The sequence below is a fragment of the Salinicola acroporae genome (assembly GCF_003206615.1).
Taxonomy (GTDB): domain Bacteria; phylum Pseudomonadota; class Gammaproteobacteria; order Pseudomonadales; family Halomonadaceae; genus Salinicola; species Salinicola acroporae.
Genome location: NZ_PZJW01000002.1, coordinates 113,316 through 131,015, shown reverse-complemented (window position 1 = coordinate 131,015; position 17,700 = coordinate 113,316). Strand labels below are relative to the sequence as shown.

Genomic DNA, 17,700 nt, shown 5'->3' with positions numbered 1-17,700 from the left:
TGTATCAGAAGATGGCTTCGAAAGTGCCAGTGCCTTGCGAACCGCTCTCATCTTCCAGTTCAGGGCGAATCCCGCGAGGTTGGTACTCGGGCAGATTGTCCTTGCGGAATATCTCGCTGATGCCGCCGGACTGATCGTCATGCAGTCGCTTGCCGGTATTCGGGTCGATGCGTGCCTGGACGATGTCATCGGGCGCCTTCGGAATGACCTCGGGGGTTCCTTTCAGGGCCGGCCCCATGAATGCCTTCCAGATCGGCAGGGCAGCTTGCGCGCCATATTCCGCGGTCGTGGTGTTGTCATCCTTGCCAACCCATACCGTCGTGACGAGCGAGTTGTTGAAGCCGGAGAACCAGGCATCACGCTGATCGTTGGTGGTGCCGGTCTTGCCGACGATGTCGGCACGGTTGAGCGACAGCGCGCCGCGCCCGGTGCCACGCTCGATGACATCCCGCAGGATGCTGCGCAGGATGTAGAGCGCATCAGGGTCGACCACCCTGGGGGCGATGCGACGCGGTTCGCCGTCGACTTCGGTCTGGGTCGCATCGGGTGCGCAGTCGCGACAGGCCACCAGCGGGTTGGCCTTTTCGACCACGGTGTTCTGGCTGCCTTGGGTGACCTGTTGGATGTACCAGGGCGAGACCTGGAAGCCGCCGTTGGCCAGCACCGCGTAGGCGTTGGCGATCTCCAGCGGCGTCAGCGAGGCACTGCCCAGTGCCAGCGACAACCCGTGCGGCAGGCGATCCCGGGAGAAGCCGAAGCGCTCGAGGAAGTTGAGTGCGTTGTCGAGCCCCAGCGACTGCAGTACGCGGATGGTCACCAGATTGCGCGAGGTATACAGCCCGACCCTCAGGCGCGTCGGCCCCTGGAACTGGCGCTCGGCGTTCTCGGGACGCCAGTCGTCACCGCTGTACTGGGACATCACCACCGGGGCATCGTTGATGATCGTCGCCGCGGTCATGCCGCCTTCCTGCAGCGCGGCCAGATAGACGAAGGGCTTGAAGTTGGAGCCGACCTGGCGTTGCGCCTGAATGGCGCGGTTGAACTTGCTGGCGGCAAAGCTGAACCCGCCCTGCAGCGCCTCGATGGCGCCGGTCTGCGGGTCGAGTACCACGATCGCGCCCTCGGCTCCGGGGCGCTGTGACAGTCGCCAGGTGTCACCGCTCTTGAGGATGCGGACCAGGTCGCCGCGCTGGGCGATCGCCTCGGCATTGGCGGGCACGTCGCCGCGCCATTTGGCGCTATGGTAGACCCGGGCCCACTTGAGGCCGTCCCAGTCCAGCGTGATGACCTTGCCGTCGGCATTGAGCACGTGCATCTGCTTGCCGTCGGTCTCGGTCACGATGGCCGGCTGGAGAGGGCCGTATGCCGGCGTGCGTTCCAGCACCTTGAGCCAGTTGCTGACGTCGCCATCGACACCTTCGATGTTGGCCTCGCTGCTCTGGGCCGCCTGACGGGCGGTCTGGATGACCTCCGGTGACTCCGAGAGCTCTTCTTCCAGACCCTGCCGCTCGGTGCGATCCTGCGCTTCGACCAGGCTCGGAGGCACGTCCTTCTCCTCCGGGCCACGCCAGCCGTGGCGGGTGTCGTAGTCGATCAGGCCCTGTACCAGCGCATTGCGGGCTTCGGTCTGCAGACGACTGTCGAGCGTGGTCGTGATGCGGATGTTGTCGGTGTAGGCCTTGTCACCGAACCGTTCGACCGCGTAGGCGCGTGCCATTTCTGCGACATAGGGGGCGTCGACCTCAGACTGCGCGATGTGGCGGCTGGCCGTGATCGGCGCCTTGACGGCCTGTTCGTAGCTGGCCTGGTCGATCGAGCCGAGCTCGCGCATGCGGTAGAGGATCCAGTTGCGTCGGATCAGTGCACGCTCGGGGTTGGCCAGCGGGTTGAAGCTGGATGGGGCCTTGGGAAGGCCCGCGATCATGGCGTACTGCGGCAGCGTCAGATCGGCCAGCGGCTTGCCGTAGTAGGTATTGGCGGCGGCGGCGACACCGTAGGAGCGGTGGCCCAGATAGATCTTGTTGACATACAGCTCGAGAATCTCCGGCTTGCTCAGGATCTGCTCCATCTGCAGCGCCAGCAGGATCTCGCGAATCTTGCGGGTGAAGGTCTGATCCAGGGTCAGCAGGTAGTTGCGCGCCACCTGCATGGTGATGGTGCTACCGCCGGACTGGATGTCCCCCGACGAGGCCAGCTCCACCGCCGCGCGCAGCAGGCCTTTCGGATCGACGCCGGGGTGGTTGTAGAAGTTGGCATCCTCGGCCGCCAGCAGTGCATCGATCAGCGGTTTCGGGATTTGGTCGTAGCTGATCGGCATCCGGCGCTCCTCGCCGTATTCGCCGATCAGCTTGTTGTCCTCGGTGTAGATTCGTAGCGGTGTCTGAAGCTCGTAGTTCTGGAGCTGGCGCACATCCGGCAGGCCGGGCGCGAAATAGAGCCCTGCGCCGACGACTGCCAGCACGACTCCGGCGCACAGCGACAGCAGCAGCCAGAAGGCGGTCGTCAGTAAGCGGGTAAAAAGCTTCATAGAAAGAGGTAATCCTTGACTGGTGGCGGTCCGGCCGCGAGCGTGCCCGCTATCCCTAGCTTCGGACATGATTCAATACCGGGGCATTATATGGATGCGATAGAGCCGGGGCCAGTTTCGTACCCGCCGCTTCCTGCAAGCAACGAGAAATAAGTGTAACAAAATGTCTCAAGTTGCCCGTCGGGCCGCCGTTAACTTCGATTAGGATTTTCGAGTTCCGGCGAGGTGAGACAGTGTTGCGCTTGAAAAGATCCTCCCAAGGATTGGTCGGGGTGGACATCACGTCCGCCACCGTCAAGCTGCTGGAGTTGGAGCGTCACGCCGGCGGGCTGAGGATCGACAGCTACGCGGTGCGCCCTCTGCGCGAGGGGGCCGTCGTCGAGAGGCGAATCCGCGACAAGAGCGAGGTCGTGGATACGCTGCGCCGGGCGGTCGAGCATGCGCAACCGCGGTCTCGCCGCGCCGTGGTGGCGGTGCCCAACTCGGCTGCCATCACTCGGGTGCTGTCGCTCCCGGTCTCGCTCAGCGACGAGGAGATCGAAGCCCGGATCCAGATGGAGTCCGACAAGTACATCCCGTTCCCGCTCAACGAGGTTGCCTTCGACTTCCAGCGCATGAATCGCCATGCCCGCTACCCTGATCAGCAGGAGATCCTGCTGGTGGCCTGCCGTCTGCAGGATATCGAGACGCTTACCTCGACCATGGCAGCGGTGGGGCTGGAGGCGGTGGCCGTGGATGTGGAGGGCTTCGCGTTGGAGCGGGTCTGCCGCGCCCTGCGGGAGTCGGAGGAAGAGGATGACAGCACGGCGCTGGTCGACATCGGCGCCAATCTCTGCGCCTTCCACGTCCTCAAGGGTGGCCGGATCGTCTACAGCCGGGACAATCTTTGCGGCGGGCGGCAGCTCACCGACGCCATCAGCAAGCGCTACGGGATGAGTTTCGACGAAGCCGGCCGGGCCAAGAAGCGAGGAGGGTTGCCCGACGATTATCGACAGCAGGTGCTGTTGCCGTTCATCGACACCCTGATCCAGCACGTCGGCCGATCGTTGCAGCTCTACTACACCGCGGCGGGGCAGCAGCAGGTTCGACGTCTCGTCCTCGCCGGCGGGTCGAGCGCGTTACCGGGGTTCGCCGAGCGGCTGCGTGCCCAGAGCGGCCTCGAGGCGACGCTCGCCAATCCCTTTCACCAGATGCGGGTCCATTCGCGGCTGGATGTGGGTGCCCTGGCCGCGGATGCGCCGGCGATGCTCACCGCGTGCGGTCTCGCCATGCGGGCCCTGTCATGAGGATCGAGATCAATCTTCTGCCTTGGCGGGAGCAGCGCCGCGTCCAGCGGACTCGTCGGTTCAAGCAGGGTTTGATGCTGCTGCTGCTGACGGGCCTGCTGCTCGGCTGGGGCGTTTCCCTGCATGAGAAGTCGCTGGTCCGTGCGGGGCAGGCCCGGGTCGCGCTGATTCAGCGGGATACCGAAGCTCTCACCCGCGATATCCAGGCGATGCGCGATTTCCGCGAGCTGCGGGAGCGCATGCTGAAGCAGATCGAAGTGATCGGCGAGCTCCAGTCGAGCCGGCCGCTGACCATTCGTGTCCTCGATCAACTGACGGCCACGCTGGTCGATGGCGTCTACTACACCGAGTTGGAGCGCAAGGCGGACCGGCTCGAACTCAGCGGAGTCGCGGCGTCCAATCGTCAGGTATCCGACCAGATGCGGGCTCTGGATCACAGTCCGGCGTTCGATATCCCGCTGCTCTCGGACGTGCAGTCCGCGGAAGGACCCGCGGCGGCCAAGCGTTTCCACATGAGCGTCGATCAGCATCCGGTCGACGACAGCGTGGCGGGGGCCGGGTCATGAGGCGTCCGACGATGCGCTTCCGAGGGATGGCGGGGCTTCGCGCGACGGCGGGCGAACAGTGGCGTCAGTTGCGTGAACTACAGTGGCGCGAACTGGATATCAAGGAGGCCGGCAGCTGGCCCGCCGGCCTGCAGGTGATGATTGCCGCGGCGCTGCTGCTGGCGTCGTTCTGGGGTGCGCAGTGGCTGCTGGCCTCGTCGCCCAGGGAAGTGCATCAGCGGTTGATGGCGCAGGAGCAGCAGGCACTGCAGCGCTTCGAGACGCTCTCCTATCAGGCCGTCAATCTCCCGGCGATGAAGCGCCAGATGAGCGAGCTGCAGGCCCGTATGCAGCGGGTGCTCGAAATGCTGCCCAGCGATGCGGAGGTTCCGGCGCTGCTGGACGCCATCAGTGACGCGGCACGCGAGCAGCAGCTCGATATCGATAGCCTCAAGTTACGCCCGGCGGTGGAACGGGAGTTTTACATCGAGCAGCCCTTCGACATCCAGGTGCGCGGAGACTTCCATCAGATCGCCTCGTTTCTGGCTCGTGTCGCCGCCATGCCACGTATCGTCACGCTGCACGATTTCACGCTGACGCCCATGGAGGATCGTCTCCGGCTGTCGATGCTGGCCAAGACCTACCGGTATCGAGAGGACGCCGATCCCGGCGTGGATGCCAAGCCGGGGAGGGGGAAATCGTGAGCGTGAATCGCCTCCTGCTGGCCGGGATGCTCATCGCCAGTGGCCTGCTCACCGGGTGTCAGGATGCCGACCTGGGCGCGCTGGAGGCGCAACTGGATGCCCTGCGGCACAAGCCCGAGGGGCAGATCGCCGCGCTGCCGCAGATGCCGCAATACGCCACCGCCGATTACGACCAGAGCCAGCGCCGCAGCCCTTTCGTGGCCGAGCATGACGAGCAGGTCGAGCCGGTGGATAGGGCACCGCTACCCGATGCCGATCGACCGCGCCAGCCTCTCGAGGCCTTCGAACTCGATAGCCTGACCCTTGTCGGGACCTTGATGGTGGGCAACACCCCGTCGGGCCTGGTCGCTGCGCCGGATGGTCGAGTCCATCGGCTGTTCGAGGGCGACTATCTGGGCCGGGATTACGGCAGAGTCGTTGACGTCGAATCGAGGGCACTGGCGTTGGTCGAGACCGTGCGGGACCCCCAGGGGGACTGGACCGAATGCCGCCAGCGTCTGGCAATGGCACAACCAGAATCCGACGGTGCCAGCCGGCGGCAACCATAGCAGGGGAACCCATGACTCTTCGACGGCATTTCGCCGCTTTGATCGCGACGCTGATTCTATGGGCGGTGGCGTTTCCCGCCTTGGCGGCCTCCACTTTGACCGCGATGACATTCACCGACCAGGGCTCGGGCCGTCTGGACGTGGGCCTCAACTTCGTGGGTGGCGTTCCGGAGATTCGCGGCTATCGGACGGACTCACCGCCCCGGCTGGCGCTGGATCTGCTGGAGACCCGGAACGGTCTGTCCCAGCCGAGCTTCGCTATCGGTAGCGCCGGCGTCAGCGGGGTAAGGGTGCTGGAGGCCGGGGCGCGCACGCGCCTGGTGTTCGAGCTGGAATCGACGACCGGCTACCGGATCGAGCGAATGTCGGGTCGGGTCGTCGTTCACCTGGGGGTCGCCCCCGGCGTTTCGCCAGCGACGGTCTCGACCGCCGGAGGCATCGATGTCCCGGAGAGGGTCTCGGCGGAGCCCAGCATCACCGCGATCGATTTTCGTCGTGGCACGGGGGGTGACGGGCAACTGCAACTGGAACTCGATCGTGCCGGGGTCGCCGCCGAAGTCACCGGACAGGGGCGGCAGGTTTCGGTCACGTTGCCGGGTGTCACCCTGCCCGATGAACAGTATCAGACGCTTGATGTCGCGGACTTCGGCACCAGCGTCCAGCGTATCGTGCCGCGGCGCGGCGATGGCGGGGTGGCCTTCGACATCTCCGCATCCAGTGCCGTGGAACCGCTGGTGACGCAGAACGGGCGTCGCCTGACGATCGACCTGGCTGCCGCGGGGACGATCGAGCGCCCCGAGGCGGAGGATCGGCCCAGTTATACCGGGCATCGCATCACGCTCGATTTTCAGGACATTCCGGTCCGCGACGTGCTGTCGATCATTGCCGAGGAGTCCGGGCTCAACGTCGTGGCCAGCGACGGCGTGCAAGGGAACGTGACCCTCAATCTCACCGACGTGCCGTGGGACCAGGCGCTCGATCTCGTGCTGCGCAACCACGGCCTGTCGGCCCGGCGTGAAGGCAACGTAATGATGGTGGCCCCCACCGGCGAGCTGGCGAGCCTGCAGCGTCAGACGCTGGAAACTCGCGAGCAGTCCGAGCAGCTGGCGCCACTGAGCACGGAGTTCCTGCGGATTCGCTACGCCAAGGCCGACTCCCTCGCCGCGCTGCTGCGCGGCGGCGAGGGGATCGGGATGATGTCGGAGCGTGGTCGGGTCACCGTCGATCCGCGCACCAACACGCTGATCCTGCAGGACACTCGCGAGCAGTTGGACGCCATACGCCGGACCATCGACCACCTCGATGTTCCGGTGCGTCAGGTCCAGATCGAGGCGCGGATCGTGATCGCCCGCGACAGCGCGACTCACGAGCTGGGCGTCAACTGGGGACTTTCCTCGCCGCGGGGGCGTCACTTCGATCTGAGCGGGGCGGCCGACGGCAATCCTTCGACGGTGCCGACGACCTCGGACGATCCCGCGCCCTATGGTGGTGGATTGGCGGTCGACCTGGGCAACGCCACCAACCCGGCAAGCGCTTTCAGTTTCGGCTATCTCTCCGGGGACGTGCTGATCGACCTGGAGCTGCGTGCCCTGGAGAGCGAGGGCAAGAGCCAGACCATCTCCCAGCCCAAGGTGATTACCGCCAACCAGCGCACCGCGGTGATCAAGCAGGGGCAAGAAGTGCCCTACCAGGAGGCTTCCTCCAGCGGAGCGACGACCACCGAGTTCAAGGAAGCCGTGCTGTCGCTGGAGGTGACCCCGCAGATCACGCCCGATGATCGCATCATCATGGATCTGCGAATCAACAACGACGATATTTCCGATACGCGATTCGATGGCGCGCCGGCGATCGATACCAACGAGATACAGACCCAGGTACTGGTCGACAACGGCGAGACCGTGGTGCTGGGCGGAATCCTGACCTCCGAGCAGCTGCGTACGCTGTTCAAGACCCCGTTCTTGGGAGACATTCCGGTGCTGGGCAATCTCTTCCGCTATACCCAGGAAAGCAACGAGAAGGTAGAATTGCTGGTATTCATCACGCCCAAGATCATCGAGGACGGACTGGCCATTCGCTGATGCGGTCGCTTCCCAATCTTTTTCTCATCGGTCCCATGGGGGCCGGCAAAAGCACAATCGGCCGCCTTTTGGCGGCCGAATTGCAGCGCGAATTCCTGGATAGCGACCATCAGATAGAGGGTCGGTGCGGGGCGAATATCCCGTGGATTTTCGATGTCGAGGGCGAGCAGGGGTTTCGTGATCGAGAGACGGCCATGCTCGACGAACTCACCCAGCGCAGTGAAGTCGTGATGGCGACGGGCGGGGGCGCGGTCATGCGTGAAGTCAACCGGCAGCTGCTGCGAGAGCGGGGTACGGTGATCTACCTGGCCACTACCGTCGAGCAGCAGATTCGACGTACCTCGCGGGATCGCAACCGGCCGCTGCTGCAGAATGCCAATCCGGAGCAGGTGCTGAGGGAGCTGTTCGCGATTCGCGACCCGCTCTATCGCGCCACGGCGGATGTCGTCGTGCGGACGGATCGTCGCGGTCCCAGAAGCGTGGTCGGTGATATCCTGCGCCGCGTCTCCCGTCTCGCCGAGCCGCTCGGTGACTCGTCGCCACTCTCTCATCAGAGGTAATTCCCATGTCGTCAGTCTCTTCGCTTTCGGTGGAATCGCTGAGCGTGTCGTTGGGCGAGCGCAGTTATCCAATCCACATCGGCGCGGGCGTTCTGGCGAGTCGGGAACACCTGCTGCCGTACCTGGCGGGCCGCCAGGTGATGATCGTGACCAACGAGGTGATCGCCCCGCATTACCTGGCGGCGCTCAAGCAGACGCTGGCCGGTGCCGATCTCGAAATCCGGGAAGTCGTCCTGCCCGATGGCGAGGCGACCAAGACGCTGGCGTCGGTCGAGCGGATCTGGGACGCCCTGCTGGCGGCCGGCTTCAATCGTCGCTGCACGTTGATCGCGTTGGGTGGCGGCGTTATCGGCGACATGGCGGGCTATGCAGCCGCCAGCTATCAGCGCGGTGTCGCGTTCATCCAGATTCCCACCACGCTGCTGGCCCAGGTCGACTCCTCCGTGGGCGGCAAGACGGGGGTCAATCACCCGCGTGGCAAGAACATGATCGGCGCGTTCTGGCAGCCCCGGGCGGTGATCGTCGATACCGATACCTTGCGAACGCTGCCGGCCCGGGAGCTATCCGCGGGGTTGGCGGAGGTGATCAAGTACGGCCTGATCTGGGACCTCCCCTTCCTCGAATGGCTGGAGGAGAATCTGGCGGCACTCCGGGTGCTCGACGAGGCCGCCATTCGTCACGCCATTCGCCGCAGTTGCGAGATCAAGGCGGAAGTCGTCGCCGAGGACGAGACAGAGCAGGGCGTGCGGGCGCTGCTCAATCTGGGGCATACCTTCGGTCACGCCATCGAGGCGCATCAGGGCTACGGCAACTGGCTGCACGGTGAAGCGGTGGGTGCCGGCATGATGATGGCGGCCCGGCTATCCGCCGCCCGCGGCTGGCTGAGCGAGGCCGATGTCGAGCGCGTCGCGGCGATTCTGATCGCGGCGGACCTCCCGGTCACGGCGCCGGCCAACATGCAGGCCGGGGATTTTCTCTCTCGCATGCGTCTCGACAAGAAGAATCTCGACAGTCGGCTGCGGCTGATTCTGCTCGAGGCGCTGGGGCGCGCCGCGATCCGGGACGATACCGAGGCCGAGCTGCTCCACCGACTGCTGGAACGCTTTCCCCGAGGCTGAGGCGCCTCTTCCCCTATTCGGCTTTACCCCATCTCCCTTCCCCGGCGCTGTTCCGGCGCGGTTGTGCCGCTGGCGCCGGCCCGTGCCGTTCTCAGGGATCGTCCCAAGCATAGACACTGCCTCGGCAGTCCCGTCATAGCGTTCGGCGGGGTGGCCGCCCATGGCGCTCGCCCTGAGATAATCGGGGTATCGACGGCTGTTCTTTCCGGGCGTTGTCGATATAATTGGTATGCTCCATGCCGTATCGGTATGGGCGTCGCGCCTGGGTCTCACGATGATTCGGGCCATCCCGCACAAGGTATTGGACTTTGGTCTATGTTGGAGCCTAAGCCTTTGTGCTAGCAGTGTATTTTGATTGGGTTTTCCGCTAAGTCTTCGATTTTAAATGCATTTGCAGCGAGAAAGCCCGGCGCTCGAATTGCGCTGGAGGGGCTGACTGGCTATTCTGTCCGGCCTTTTTGCGGCCCGCCGGCCTCTGTGCTGTCGGCGGCTCGAGACGAAAATCGGGTCCATGGCGCTACTGGTAATCCAGTCGGAAAAATAAGAAAACCTTATATTATCTCTTTATACCGGACCGAATACAATACCCTGTATTCCGAACAGCTTTGTGAGGCACGCCCATGATGAGAGGTCTTCACCAGCCTGGCGAATTCCGCGACAACTGCGGTTTCGGCCTGATTGCTCATATGGAGGGGCAGGCCAGTCACGATCTGCTCAAGACGGCGATCGAGTCATTGACCTGCATGACCCACCGTGGCGGCATCGCGGCGGATGGCAAGACTGGCGATGGCTGCGGCCTGCTGCTGAAAATGCCGATGAGCTTCATGCGCGCGCTGGCCGAGGATCAGTTGGGTGTCACCCTGGGCGAGCGCTTCGCGGTCGGCATGGTGTTCTTCCCCGATGATGATGCTCGCGAGCAAAGTGCGCGCGAGACGCTGGAAGGCGAGCTCGCCGAGCGTGGCCTGAGCGTCAAGGGGTGGCGTGACGTGCCCACCGACCCGAGCGTGTGTGGGCCGATGGCTCTCGAGTGTCTGCCGCGCATCCGTCAGGTCTTCGTCGAAGGGGAGGTTTCTCAGTCCGATGCGGCGTTCAACGTCGAACTGTTCATGGCGCGTCGCCTGGCCGAGCAGAAGCTGCGCCAGGAAGAGGAGTTCTACGTCTGCTCGCTGTCGTCCAAGGTGGTCTCCTACAAGGGCCTGATGATGCCCGCGGACCTTCCCACCTTCTACCGGGACCTGGGTGACGAGCGTCTCGAGACCTCAGTCTGTGTCTTTCACCAGCGCTTCTCGACCAATACGGCGCCGCGCTGGCCGCTGGCGCAGCCGTTTCGTTTCATGGCGCACAACGGCGAGATCAATACCATCGAGGCCAACCGCGGCTGGGCCAACGCGCGCAAGGCCAACTTCGTCAGCGAACTGCTGCCGGATATCGACGGCCTCGACGAGATCGTCAACACCACCGGTTCCGACTCGTCGAGCATGGACAACATGCTTGAGGTGCTGCTCACCGGTGGCATGGACCTCTACAACGCGGTGCGCATGATGGTGCCGCCGGCGTGGCAGAACGTCGAGACTATGGATGGCGATCTGCGCGCCTTCTATGAATACAACTCCATGCACATGGAGGCGTGGGACGGGCCCGCCGGCATCGTGATGACCGACGGTCGCCACGCCGTCTGCATGCTCGACCGCAACGGCCTGCGCCCGGCACGCTGGGTGATCACCGACAACGGCTACATCACGCTCTCTTCCGAGATTGGCGTATGGGGCTACCAGCCGGAGTCCGTCGTCGCCAAGGGCCGTGTCGGGCCGGGCCAGATTCTCGCCGTCGATACCGAGACCGGTGAGGTTCTGCACACCGACGATATCGATCAGCGGCTCAAGTCCGCCTATCCCTACCGTCGCTGGTTGAAGGAACACGCCCACTATCTCGAGTCGGCACTGACCGAGCTGGCGCGATTCCAGCCGATGGAAACCGACGAGCTCAACGTCTACCAGAAGATGTTCTCGGTGACCTTCGAGGAGCGCGATCAGTTGCTGCGACCGCTCGCCGAAAGCGGCCAGGAGGCCGTGGGCTCGATGGGCGACGATACGCCGATGGCGGTGCTGTCTCGCCAGAACCGGCTGCTCACCGATTTCTTCCGCCAGAAGTTTGCCCAGGTCACCAATCCGCCCATCGATCCGCTGCGGGAAGCGATCGTGATGTCGCTGGAGACCTGCTGCGGGGCCGAGCTGAACGTGTTCGAGGCCACTCCCGAGCATGCCCACCGCCTGATCCTGACCACCCCGGTGCTGTCGCCGCGCAAGTTCACCGCGCTGGTGACCCAGGAAGATCCGGCGTTCGCCTCGGTGCGGCTGCCGTTGCACTACGATCCGGAGACCACCTCGCTGCGCCAGGCGCTGATGGCGCTCTGCCAGCAGGCGGAACAGGCGACCCGCGATGGCAAGGTGATCCTGGTGCTGTCGGATGCCGAGCTGGAAAAGGGCAAGCAGCCGATCCAGGCGCTGCTGGCCACCGGCGCGGTCCATCATCATCTCGCCAAGCTGGCGCTGCGTCCTCGTGTCAACATCGTGGTCGAGACCGGCTATGCCCGCGACGCCCATCAGATGGCGGTGTTCTTCGGCGTCGGTGCCACCGCGGTCTATCCGTACCTGGCTTATCAGGTGATGGCGGACATGCACCGCACCGGCGAGCTGGTCGGCAATCCGGCGGACGCCCGCGAGAACTACCGCAAGGGCATGCAGAAGGGGCTTTACAAGATTCTGTCGAAGATGGGTATCTCGCAGATCTCCTCCTACCGCGGCTCGCAGTTGTTCGAAGCCGTCGGTTTGGGGTCGGAGGTGATGCAGATGTGCTTCGACGGCATGATGTCGCGGATCGAGGGGACCGGCTTCAGCGAGCTGCAGATGCAGCAGGAGCTGGCCGCACGCGATGCCTGGATTCCCCGCAAGGGCATCCGCCAGGGCGGGCTGGTCAAGTTCGTCCACGGTCACGAGTACCACGCCTACAATCCCGACGTGGTGATGCTGCTGCAGCAGGCGGTCCAGCAGGGCGACTACGCCAAGTGGAAAGCGTTCGCACGGCTGGTCAACGAGCGTCCGGTGGCCACCATCCGCGACCTGCTGAAGCTCAAGCCAGCCCCCGAGCCGTTGCCGCTGGAGGAGATCGAGCCCGTCGAGAGTCTGCTGCTGCGCTTCGACAGCGCCGGCATGTCCTTGGGGGCGCTGTCGCCGGAGGCCCACGAAGCGCTGGCCCAGGCGATGAACGAGACCGGCGGGCGCTCCAACTCCGGCGAGGGCGGCGAAGACCCGGCCCGCTACGGCACCATCCGCTCCTCCAAGATCAAGCAGATCGCCTCCGGGCGCTTCGGCGTCACCCCGGCCTACCTGGTCAACGCCGAGGTGCTGCAGATCAAGGTGGCCCAGGGCGCCAAGCCGGGCGAGGGCGGCCAACTGCCGGGTGGCAAGGTCAACGAGATGATCGCGCGGCTGCGCTACGCCGTGCCCGGCGTGACCCTGATCTCGCCACCGCCGCACCACGACATCTACTCGATCGAGGATCTGGCCCAGTTGATCTTCGACCTCAAGCAGGTCAACCCGAGCGCGCAGGTCTCGGTCAAGCTGGTCTCCGAGCCGGGCATCGGCACCATCGCCACCGGGGTGGCCAAGGCCTATGCCGATCTGATCACCGTCTCCGGCTACGACGGCGGCACCGCGGCGAGCCCGATCACCTCGATCCGCCACGCTGGCAGCCCGTGGGAACTGGGGCTGCCCGAGGTGCACCAGGCGCTGCGCATCAACGGCCTGCGCGACAAGATCCGGCTGCAGACCGACGGTGGCCTCAAGACCGGTCTCGACGTGGTCAAGGCGGCGATCCTGGGGGCCGAGAGCTTCGGCTTCGGCACCGCGCCGATGGTGGCGCTGGGCTGCAAGTACCTGAAGATCTGCCACCTCAACAACTGCGCCACCGGCGTCGCCACCCAGCATCAGGAGCTGCGCGACGAGCATTTCCGCGGCACCGTCGACATGGTCAAGCACTACTTCCGCTTCATCGCCGAGGAAGTGCGTGAACTGATGGCGCTGCTGGGTGTGCGCCAGTTGACCGACCTGATCGGGCGCACCGACCTGCTCGAGATGCTGGAGGGCGAAACGGCGGCGCAACGCAAGCTGGATCTGAGCCCGCTGCTGGCCAACGACTTCGTGCCCAGGGACGCGCCGCAGTTCTGTCAGGTCAGCCGCAACGTGCCGCATGATCCCGGCGCCAAGAATCAGGAGGTGTTCGAGGCGCTGCTGCCGGCGATCGAGTCGAAGTCCGGCGGCGAGTACTCGTTCAAGATCACCAACTGCGACCGTTCGGTGGCGGCCCGGGTCTCCGGCGAGATCGCCAAGCGCTACGGCGAAGCGGGGCTGGAAGATGCCCCGATCACGGCGCGCTTCACCGGCGTCGCCGGGCAGAGTTTCGGGGTGTGGAACGCGCGCGGCCTGAACCTGTACCTCGAAGGCGATGCCAACGACTATGTCGGCAAGGGCATGAATGGCGGCAAGGTGGTGATCGTGCCGCCCAGGGCCAGCCGCTTCAACAGCCATGAGACCGCGATCATCGGCAATACCTGCCTCTACGGTGCCACCGACGGCAAGCTGTTCGCCGCCGGCATGGCCGGCGAGCGCTTCGGTGTGCGCAACTCCGGTACGCATGCGGTGATCGAGGGCGCCGGCGACCACTGCTGCGAATACATGACCGGGGGCCTGGTCTGTGTGCTGGGCAGGACCGGGATCAACTTCGGGGCGGGCATGACCGGCGGTTTCGCCTACGTACTCGATGAGGATCGCGGTTTCGTCGATCGCTACAACCATGAGCTGGTGGAGATCCATCGGATCAACACCGAATCGATGGAAGCCTACCGTCGCCACCTGCGCGAAGTGATTACCGAATACGTGGAAGAGACCGACTCGCCACGGGGGCATGCGATTCTCGAGGATTTCTCCGACTTCATTCGCCATTTCTGGCTGGTGAAGCCCAAGGCCGCAAGTCTCAACGGTTTGCTGGCCCAATCCAGGCGGCAGCCTGAATAAGAGTCGGTGACCGTCCGGTCCGGAGGTTCGGCCTCCGGGATACCGGCACCGACCGGAATCCGAGCGCGTCGTCGGCCCAGTGAGGAGAGGGAACATGGCAAACCGTTTGAGCAACGACTTTCAATTTATCGATGTGGGGCGGCGTGATCCGCAGAAGAAGGATGCACGCAGCCGGGCGAAGGAGTTCGCCGAGATCTACGAGCCGTACAAGCCCAGCGAGGCGGCCAGCCAGGCGCACCGCTGCCTGCACTGCGGCAACCCGTACTGCGAGTGGAAGTGCCCGGTTCACAACTATATTCCCAACTGGCTCAAGCTGGTCAGCGAGGGCAATATCCTGGAAGCGGCGGAGATGTCCCACCGCACCAACTCGCTGCCGGAAGTGTGCGGTCGGGTCTGTCCGCAGGATCGGCTGTGCGAGGGCGACTGTACGCTGAACGACGGCTTTGGTGCCGTCACCATCGGTTCGGTGGAGAAGTACATCACCGACACCGCGTTCGCCATGGGCTGGCGTCCGGACATGTCCAACGTGGTCATGACCGACAAGCGCGTGGCGATCGTCGGGGCCGGTCCGGCGGGCCTGGGCTGCGCCGATGTCCTGGTTCGCAACGGCGTCAAGCCGGTGGTGTTCGACCGCTATCCGGAGATCGGTGGGCTGCTGACGTTCGGCATTCCGGAGTTCAAGCTCGAGAAGCACGTGATGGAGCGCCGCCGCGCAGTGTTCGAGGAGATGGGCGTCGAGTTCCGGCTCAACACCGAGATCGGCCGGGACATCACCTTCGAGCAGCTCGACGCCGAGTTCGATGCGGTTTTCCTCGGCATGGGAACCTACAAGTACATGGTCGGCGGCTTCCCGGGCGAGGAGATGGATGGCGTCTACAAGGCGCTCGACTTCCTGATCGCCAATGCCAATCACCACATGGGTTTCGAGAAGAATCCGGCCGACTACGTCTCGATGCAGGGCAGGCGCGTGGTCGTGCTCGGCGGTGGCGATACCGCGATGGATTGCAACCGCACCTCGATTCGTCAGGGCGCGGCCAGCGTGACCTGTGCCTATCGCCGGGACGAGGAGAACATGCCGGGTTCCAAGCGCGAGGTGGCCAACGCTCGCGAAGAGGGGGTCGAGTTCCTGTTCAACCGCCAGCCGGTGGCGATCGTCGGCGAGGGCAAGGTCGAGGGCGTCAAGCTGGTGCGTACCCGCATGGGCGAGCCGGACGACAAGGGACGACGCAGCGCGGAAGTGGTTCCGGGTTCGGAAGAGATCCTGGCCTGCGACGCGGTGGTCATCGCGTTCGGCTTCCAGCCCAGCGAGATCGAGTGGTTCGATACGCATCAGATCGAGATCGACGAGCGCGGCCGGGTGCTGGCGCCGGAAATCCCGGCGCAGGTGGAGCGCTTCGCCTATCAGACCAGCAACGAGCGTGTGTTCGCCGGTGGCGATATGGTGCGCGGCTCCGACCTGGTGGTGACGGCAGTCTATGAGGGGCGCCAGGCGGCGGAGGGAATTCTCGACTACCTCAAGGTGTGACATCGGCCGGGCGCTTCGTGCGCTCGAGTACCGACTCGTGACGAGTCGCGAAGGACGCCAACGCTGGTCTCGACGCCAACGCTGGTCTCGACGCCAGCGTTGGCGTCTGTCGTTGATATCCCGAGCCGGCGCCGGTGACGCTCCTCGCCGACCCGAGCAAAAGAAGCGCCCGTCCCCGGCGGTGGTATAAAGTGAAGCCAGCCTTTACAGTGGCGCGCCCAACATGAACCGCAGACTTTGGAAGGCCAAACCATGATCAGGCTTGAACGTAATATCCTCGACCAGGCGAATACCCACCTGCGCGTGCTGGAAGATCACGTGCTGGATCAGGACGGTGGTGATCGGGCCATTCTGGTGAGCGGCCAGTTGAACGCGCTGTTTTCGCTGGCCAAGCTCAACGACAGCGGGATGTCGGACGAGTGTGTCGGTATGCTCGAAGAGATCGAGCGCCGCTCCAACATCCTGACCTCCCGCTTGCCGACGCGCGACTGAGGCGCCGCTCGGCTGACCGCAAGTCCGGCCCGCATCAGCTCATGGCGATACGGCCGACCAGGGTCTCGGCGCGCTGCGGCGAGGAGTCCGCGAGAACCTCTCGCGCTTCGTCGAGTCGGTCGGCGTCCAGATCGAGCAGCAGCACACCGGCCACCTTGTCGTTCTTCAGGTAGTAATAGATCCCCCGGTCGGAGTCGGGATCGGCGTCCTCGACGATGTCCAGCGAACTGTCCATGCGGCCCACCGCTTTCCAGGCGAAGTCGAAGACGTTGGAGTAGAAGTAGGGCGTGTGGTCGTAGGTCTCGTCGCTACCCGTCATGATGCGCCCGACCGTCTGGCCCATCTGGTTGGCGTTGTCGACGTGTTCGGCATGCCAGCGGCCGAGGATCCGATCCGGATAGGTCGCGACATCGCCGGCGGCGAAGATGGCCTCGTCCGCGGTGGTCAGGCGGGCGTCGACGAGAATCCCGCCGTCGGTCTCGAGACCGGCCTCCTCGGCCAATGCCACGCAGGGCTCGACGCCCAGCCCGAAGATGGCCGCGTCCGCTTCCAGGCTGGCGCCGTCGTCCAGCGCAAGGGTGACTCTTCCATCCTCTTCGCGTCCGCGGGTGACCTTGCGTCCGCCCAGGAGAGTAACGCCCGCGTCGAGGTATGCCCGGTGCAAGCGATCGGCGACGCTGGGCGGGAACATCGCGCCGCCCAGCACGTCCTCGGGATGGATCAAGGTGACCCGACAGCCGTTCTGGATCAGCGCCGCGGCCAGTTCCGTGCCGATATAGCTGCCGCCGACAACGGCGACATGCAGGCCCTGATCGGCGAGCCGCCGCACGCAGTCGTAGTCCTCGACGGTGCGGAAATAGCGCACGCGCTCGCTTGGCGGCAGATCGATCGTTACGGGGGCGCCACCGGTGGCCAGCAACAGCCTGCCGTAGCCGAAGGCATTGCCGCTGGCAGTCGTCACTGTCCGCTGCTGACGGTCGATGGCCGTGACGCGGGTGTCGGTGTGAAGTGTCGTGCCGGCGTGCTGTTCCGGCTGCATCCAGATCTTGTCATAACCGAAATCAGGATCGGTCCACAGTTTCTTCGAGAGCGCAGGGCGGGTGACCGGTCCGTTGGGTTCGGCGCCCAGGATACCGATGGTGCCCTCGGCATCACGCTCGCGAATGCCCTCCACGGCGTTGGCGGCAACCATGCCAGCGCCGACGATCAGATAGTCGTAATGTTGCATATCCACTCCTTGGCATG

Annotated in this window: 12 protein-coding genes; 10 read left to right on the top strand and 2 right to left on the bottom strand. The window is 64.7% G+C overall.

Annotated elements, in window-relative coordinates:
- Window positions 1–4 precede the first annotated feature (4 nt).
- Complete coding sequence (locus DOM54_RS01780) at window positions 5–2,527, bottom strand: penicillin-binding protein 1A (protein ID WP_110714712.1); 2,523 nt, start codon at window positions 2,525–2,527, stop codon at window positions 5–7.
- Window positions 2,528–2,763: 236 nt separating this feature from the next.
- Here DOM54_RS01780 and pilM point away from each other — a divergent pair, with 236 nt between their 5' ends.
- The 10 genes from pilM (at window position 2,764) to DOM54_RS01730 (ending at window position 16,455) form a co-directional block, all read left to right on the top strand.
- The gene (gene pilM, locus DOM54_RS01775) at window positions 2,764–3,813 is read left to right on the top strand and encodes a type IV pilus assembly protein PilM (protein WP_110714711.1); all 1,050 of its coding nucleotides are present in this window, start codon (window positions 2,764–2,766) and stop codon (window positions 3,811–3,813) included.
- On the top strand, window positions 3,810–4,379 hold the full coding sequence (locus tag DOM54_RS01770; protein ID WP_110714710.1) for a PilN domain-containing protein: 570 nt from the start codon (window positions 3,810–3,812) through the stop codon (window positions 4,377–4,379). Before pilM ends, DOM54_RS01770 begins: the two co-directional genes overlap by 4 nt.
- Window positions 4,376–5,062 (top strand): type IV pilus inner membrane component PilO, encoded by a 687-nt coding sequence (locus DOM54_RS01765; protein WP_240613727.1) that lies wholly within the window; start codon window positions 4,376–4,378, stop codon window positions 5,060–5,062. Before DOM54_RS01770 ends, DOM54_RS01765 begins: the two co-directional genes overlap by 4 nt.
- Entirely contained in the window at window positions 5,059–5,610 is a 552-nt protein-coding gene (locus DOM54_RS01760) for a pilus assembly protein PilP (RefSeq protein WP_110714709.1), read from the top strand. Before DOM54_RS01765 ends, DOM54_RS01760 begins: the two co-directional genes overlap by 4 nt.
- Window positions 5,611–5,621: 11 nt before the next feature.
- Window positions 5,622–7,688: a type IV pilus secretin PilQ gene (locus DOM54_RS01755; protein ID WP_110714708.1), complete on the top strand. Its 2,067-nt coding sequence runs from the start codon at window positions 5,622–5,624 to the stop codon at window positions 7,686–7,688.
- Window positions 7,688–8,248: a shikimate kinase AroK gene (gene aroK, locus DOM54_RS01750; protein WP_110714707.1), complete on the top strand. Its 561-nt coding sequence runs from the start codon at window positions 7,688–7,690 to the stop codon at window positions 8,246–8,248. Before DOM54_RS01755 ends, aroK begins: the two co-directional genes overlap by 1 nt.
- 5 nt (window positions 8,249–8,253) lie before the next feature.
- Window positions 8,254–9,366, top strand: coding sequence for a 3-dehydroquinate synthase (aroB, locus tag DOM54_RS01745; protein WP_110714706.1), 1,113 nt, complete (start codon window positions 8,254–8,256; stop codon window positions 9,364–9,366).
- 620 nt (window positions 9,367–9,986) lie between these two features.
- The gene (gene gltB, locus DOM54_RS01740) at window positions 9,987–14,438 is read left to right on the top strand and encodes a glutamate synthase large subunit (RefSeq protein WP_110714705.1); all 4,452 of its coding nucleotides are present in this window, start codon (window positions 9,987–9,989) and stop codon (window positions 14,436–14,438) included.
- 94 nt (window positions 14,439–14,532) lie between these two features.
- On the top strand, window positions 14,533–15,963 hold the full coding sequence (locus DOM54_RS01735) for an FAD-dependent oxidoreductase (protein WP_110714704.1): 1,431 nt from the start codon (window positions 14,533–14,535) through the stop codon (window positions 15,961–15,963).
- A gap of 252 nt (window positions 15,964–16,215) precedes the next feature.
- The gene (locus DOM54_RS01730) at window positions 16,216–16,455 is read left to right on the top strand and encodes a hypothetical protein (RefSeq protein WP_162619741.1); all 240 of its coding nucleotides are present in this window, start codon (window positions 16,216–16,218) and stop codon (window positions 16,453–16,455) included.
- A gap of 34 nt (window positions 16,456–16,489) precedes the next feature.
- On the opposite strand, the gene DOM54_RS01725 is transcribed toward DOM54_RS01730, so the two are convergent.
- The gene (locus DOM54_RS01725; RefSeq protein WP_110714702.1) at window positions 16,490–17,683 is read right to left on the bottom strand and encodes an NAD(P)/FAD-dependent oxidoreductase; all 1,194 of its coding nucleotides are present in this window, start codon (window positions 17,681–17,683) and stop codon (window positions 16,490–16,492) included.
- Window positions 17,684–17,700: the final 17 nt, after the last annotated feature.

What these genes read in the sequence shown, in the direction of transcription:
- DOM54_RS01780 (WP_110714712.1), bottom strand. Translation starts at nt 2,527, where the DNA reads ATGAAGCTTTTTACCCGCTTACTGACGACCGCCTTCTGGCTGCTGCTG.
- DOM54_RS01770 (WP_110714710.1), top strand. Translation starts at nt 3,810, where the DNA reads ATGAGGATCGAGATCAATCTTCTGCCTTGGCGGGAGCAGCGCCGCGTC.
- DOM54_RS01765 (WP_240613727.1), top strand. Translation starts at nt 4,376, where the DNA reads ATGAGGCGTCCGACGATGCGCTTCCGAGGGATGGCGGGGCTTCGCGCG.
- DOM54_RS01755 (WP_110714708.1), top strand. Translation starts at nt 5,622, where the DNA reads ATGACTCTTCGACGGCATTTCGCCGCTTTGATCGCGACGCTGATTCTA.
- aroK (WP_110714707.1), top strand. Translation starts at nt 7,688, where the DNA reads ATGCGGTCGCTTCCCAATCTTTTTCTCATCGGTCCCATGGGGGCCGGC.
- aroB (WP_110714706.1), top strand. Translation starts at nt 8,254, where the DNA reads ATGTCGTCAGTCTCTTCGCTTTCGGTGGAATCGCTGAGCGTGTCGTTG.
- gltB (WP_110714705.1), top strand. Translation starts at nt 9,987, where the DNA reads ATGATGAGAGGTCTTCACCAGCCTGGCGAATTCCGCGACAACTGCGGT.
- DOM54_RS01735 (WP_110714704.1), top strand. Translation starts at nt 14,533, where the DNA reads ATGGCAAACCGTTTGAGCAACGACTTTCAATTTATCGATGTGGGGCGG.
- DOM54_RS01730 (WP_162619741.1), top strand. Translation starts at nt 16,216, where the DNA reads ATGATCAGGCTTGAACGTAATATCCTCGACCAGGCGAATACCCACCTG.
- DOM54_RS01725 (WP_110714702.1), bottom strand. Translation starts at nt 17,683, where the DNA reads ATGCAACATTACGACTATCTGATCGTCGGCGCTGGCATGGTTGCCGCC.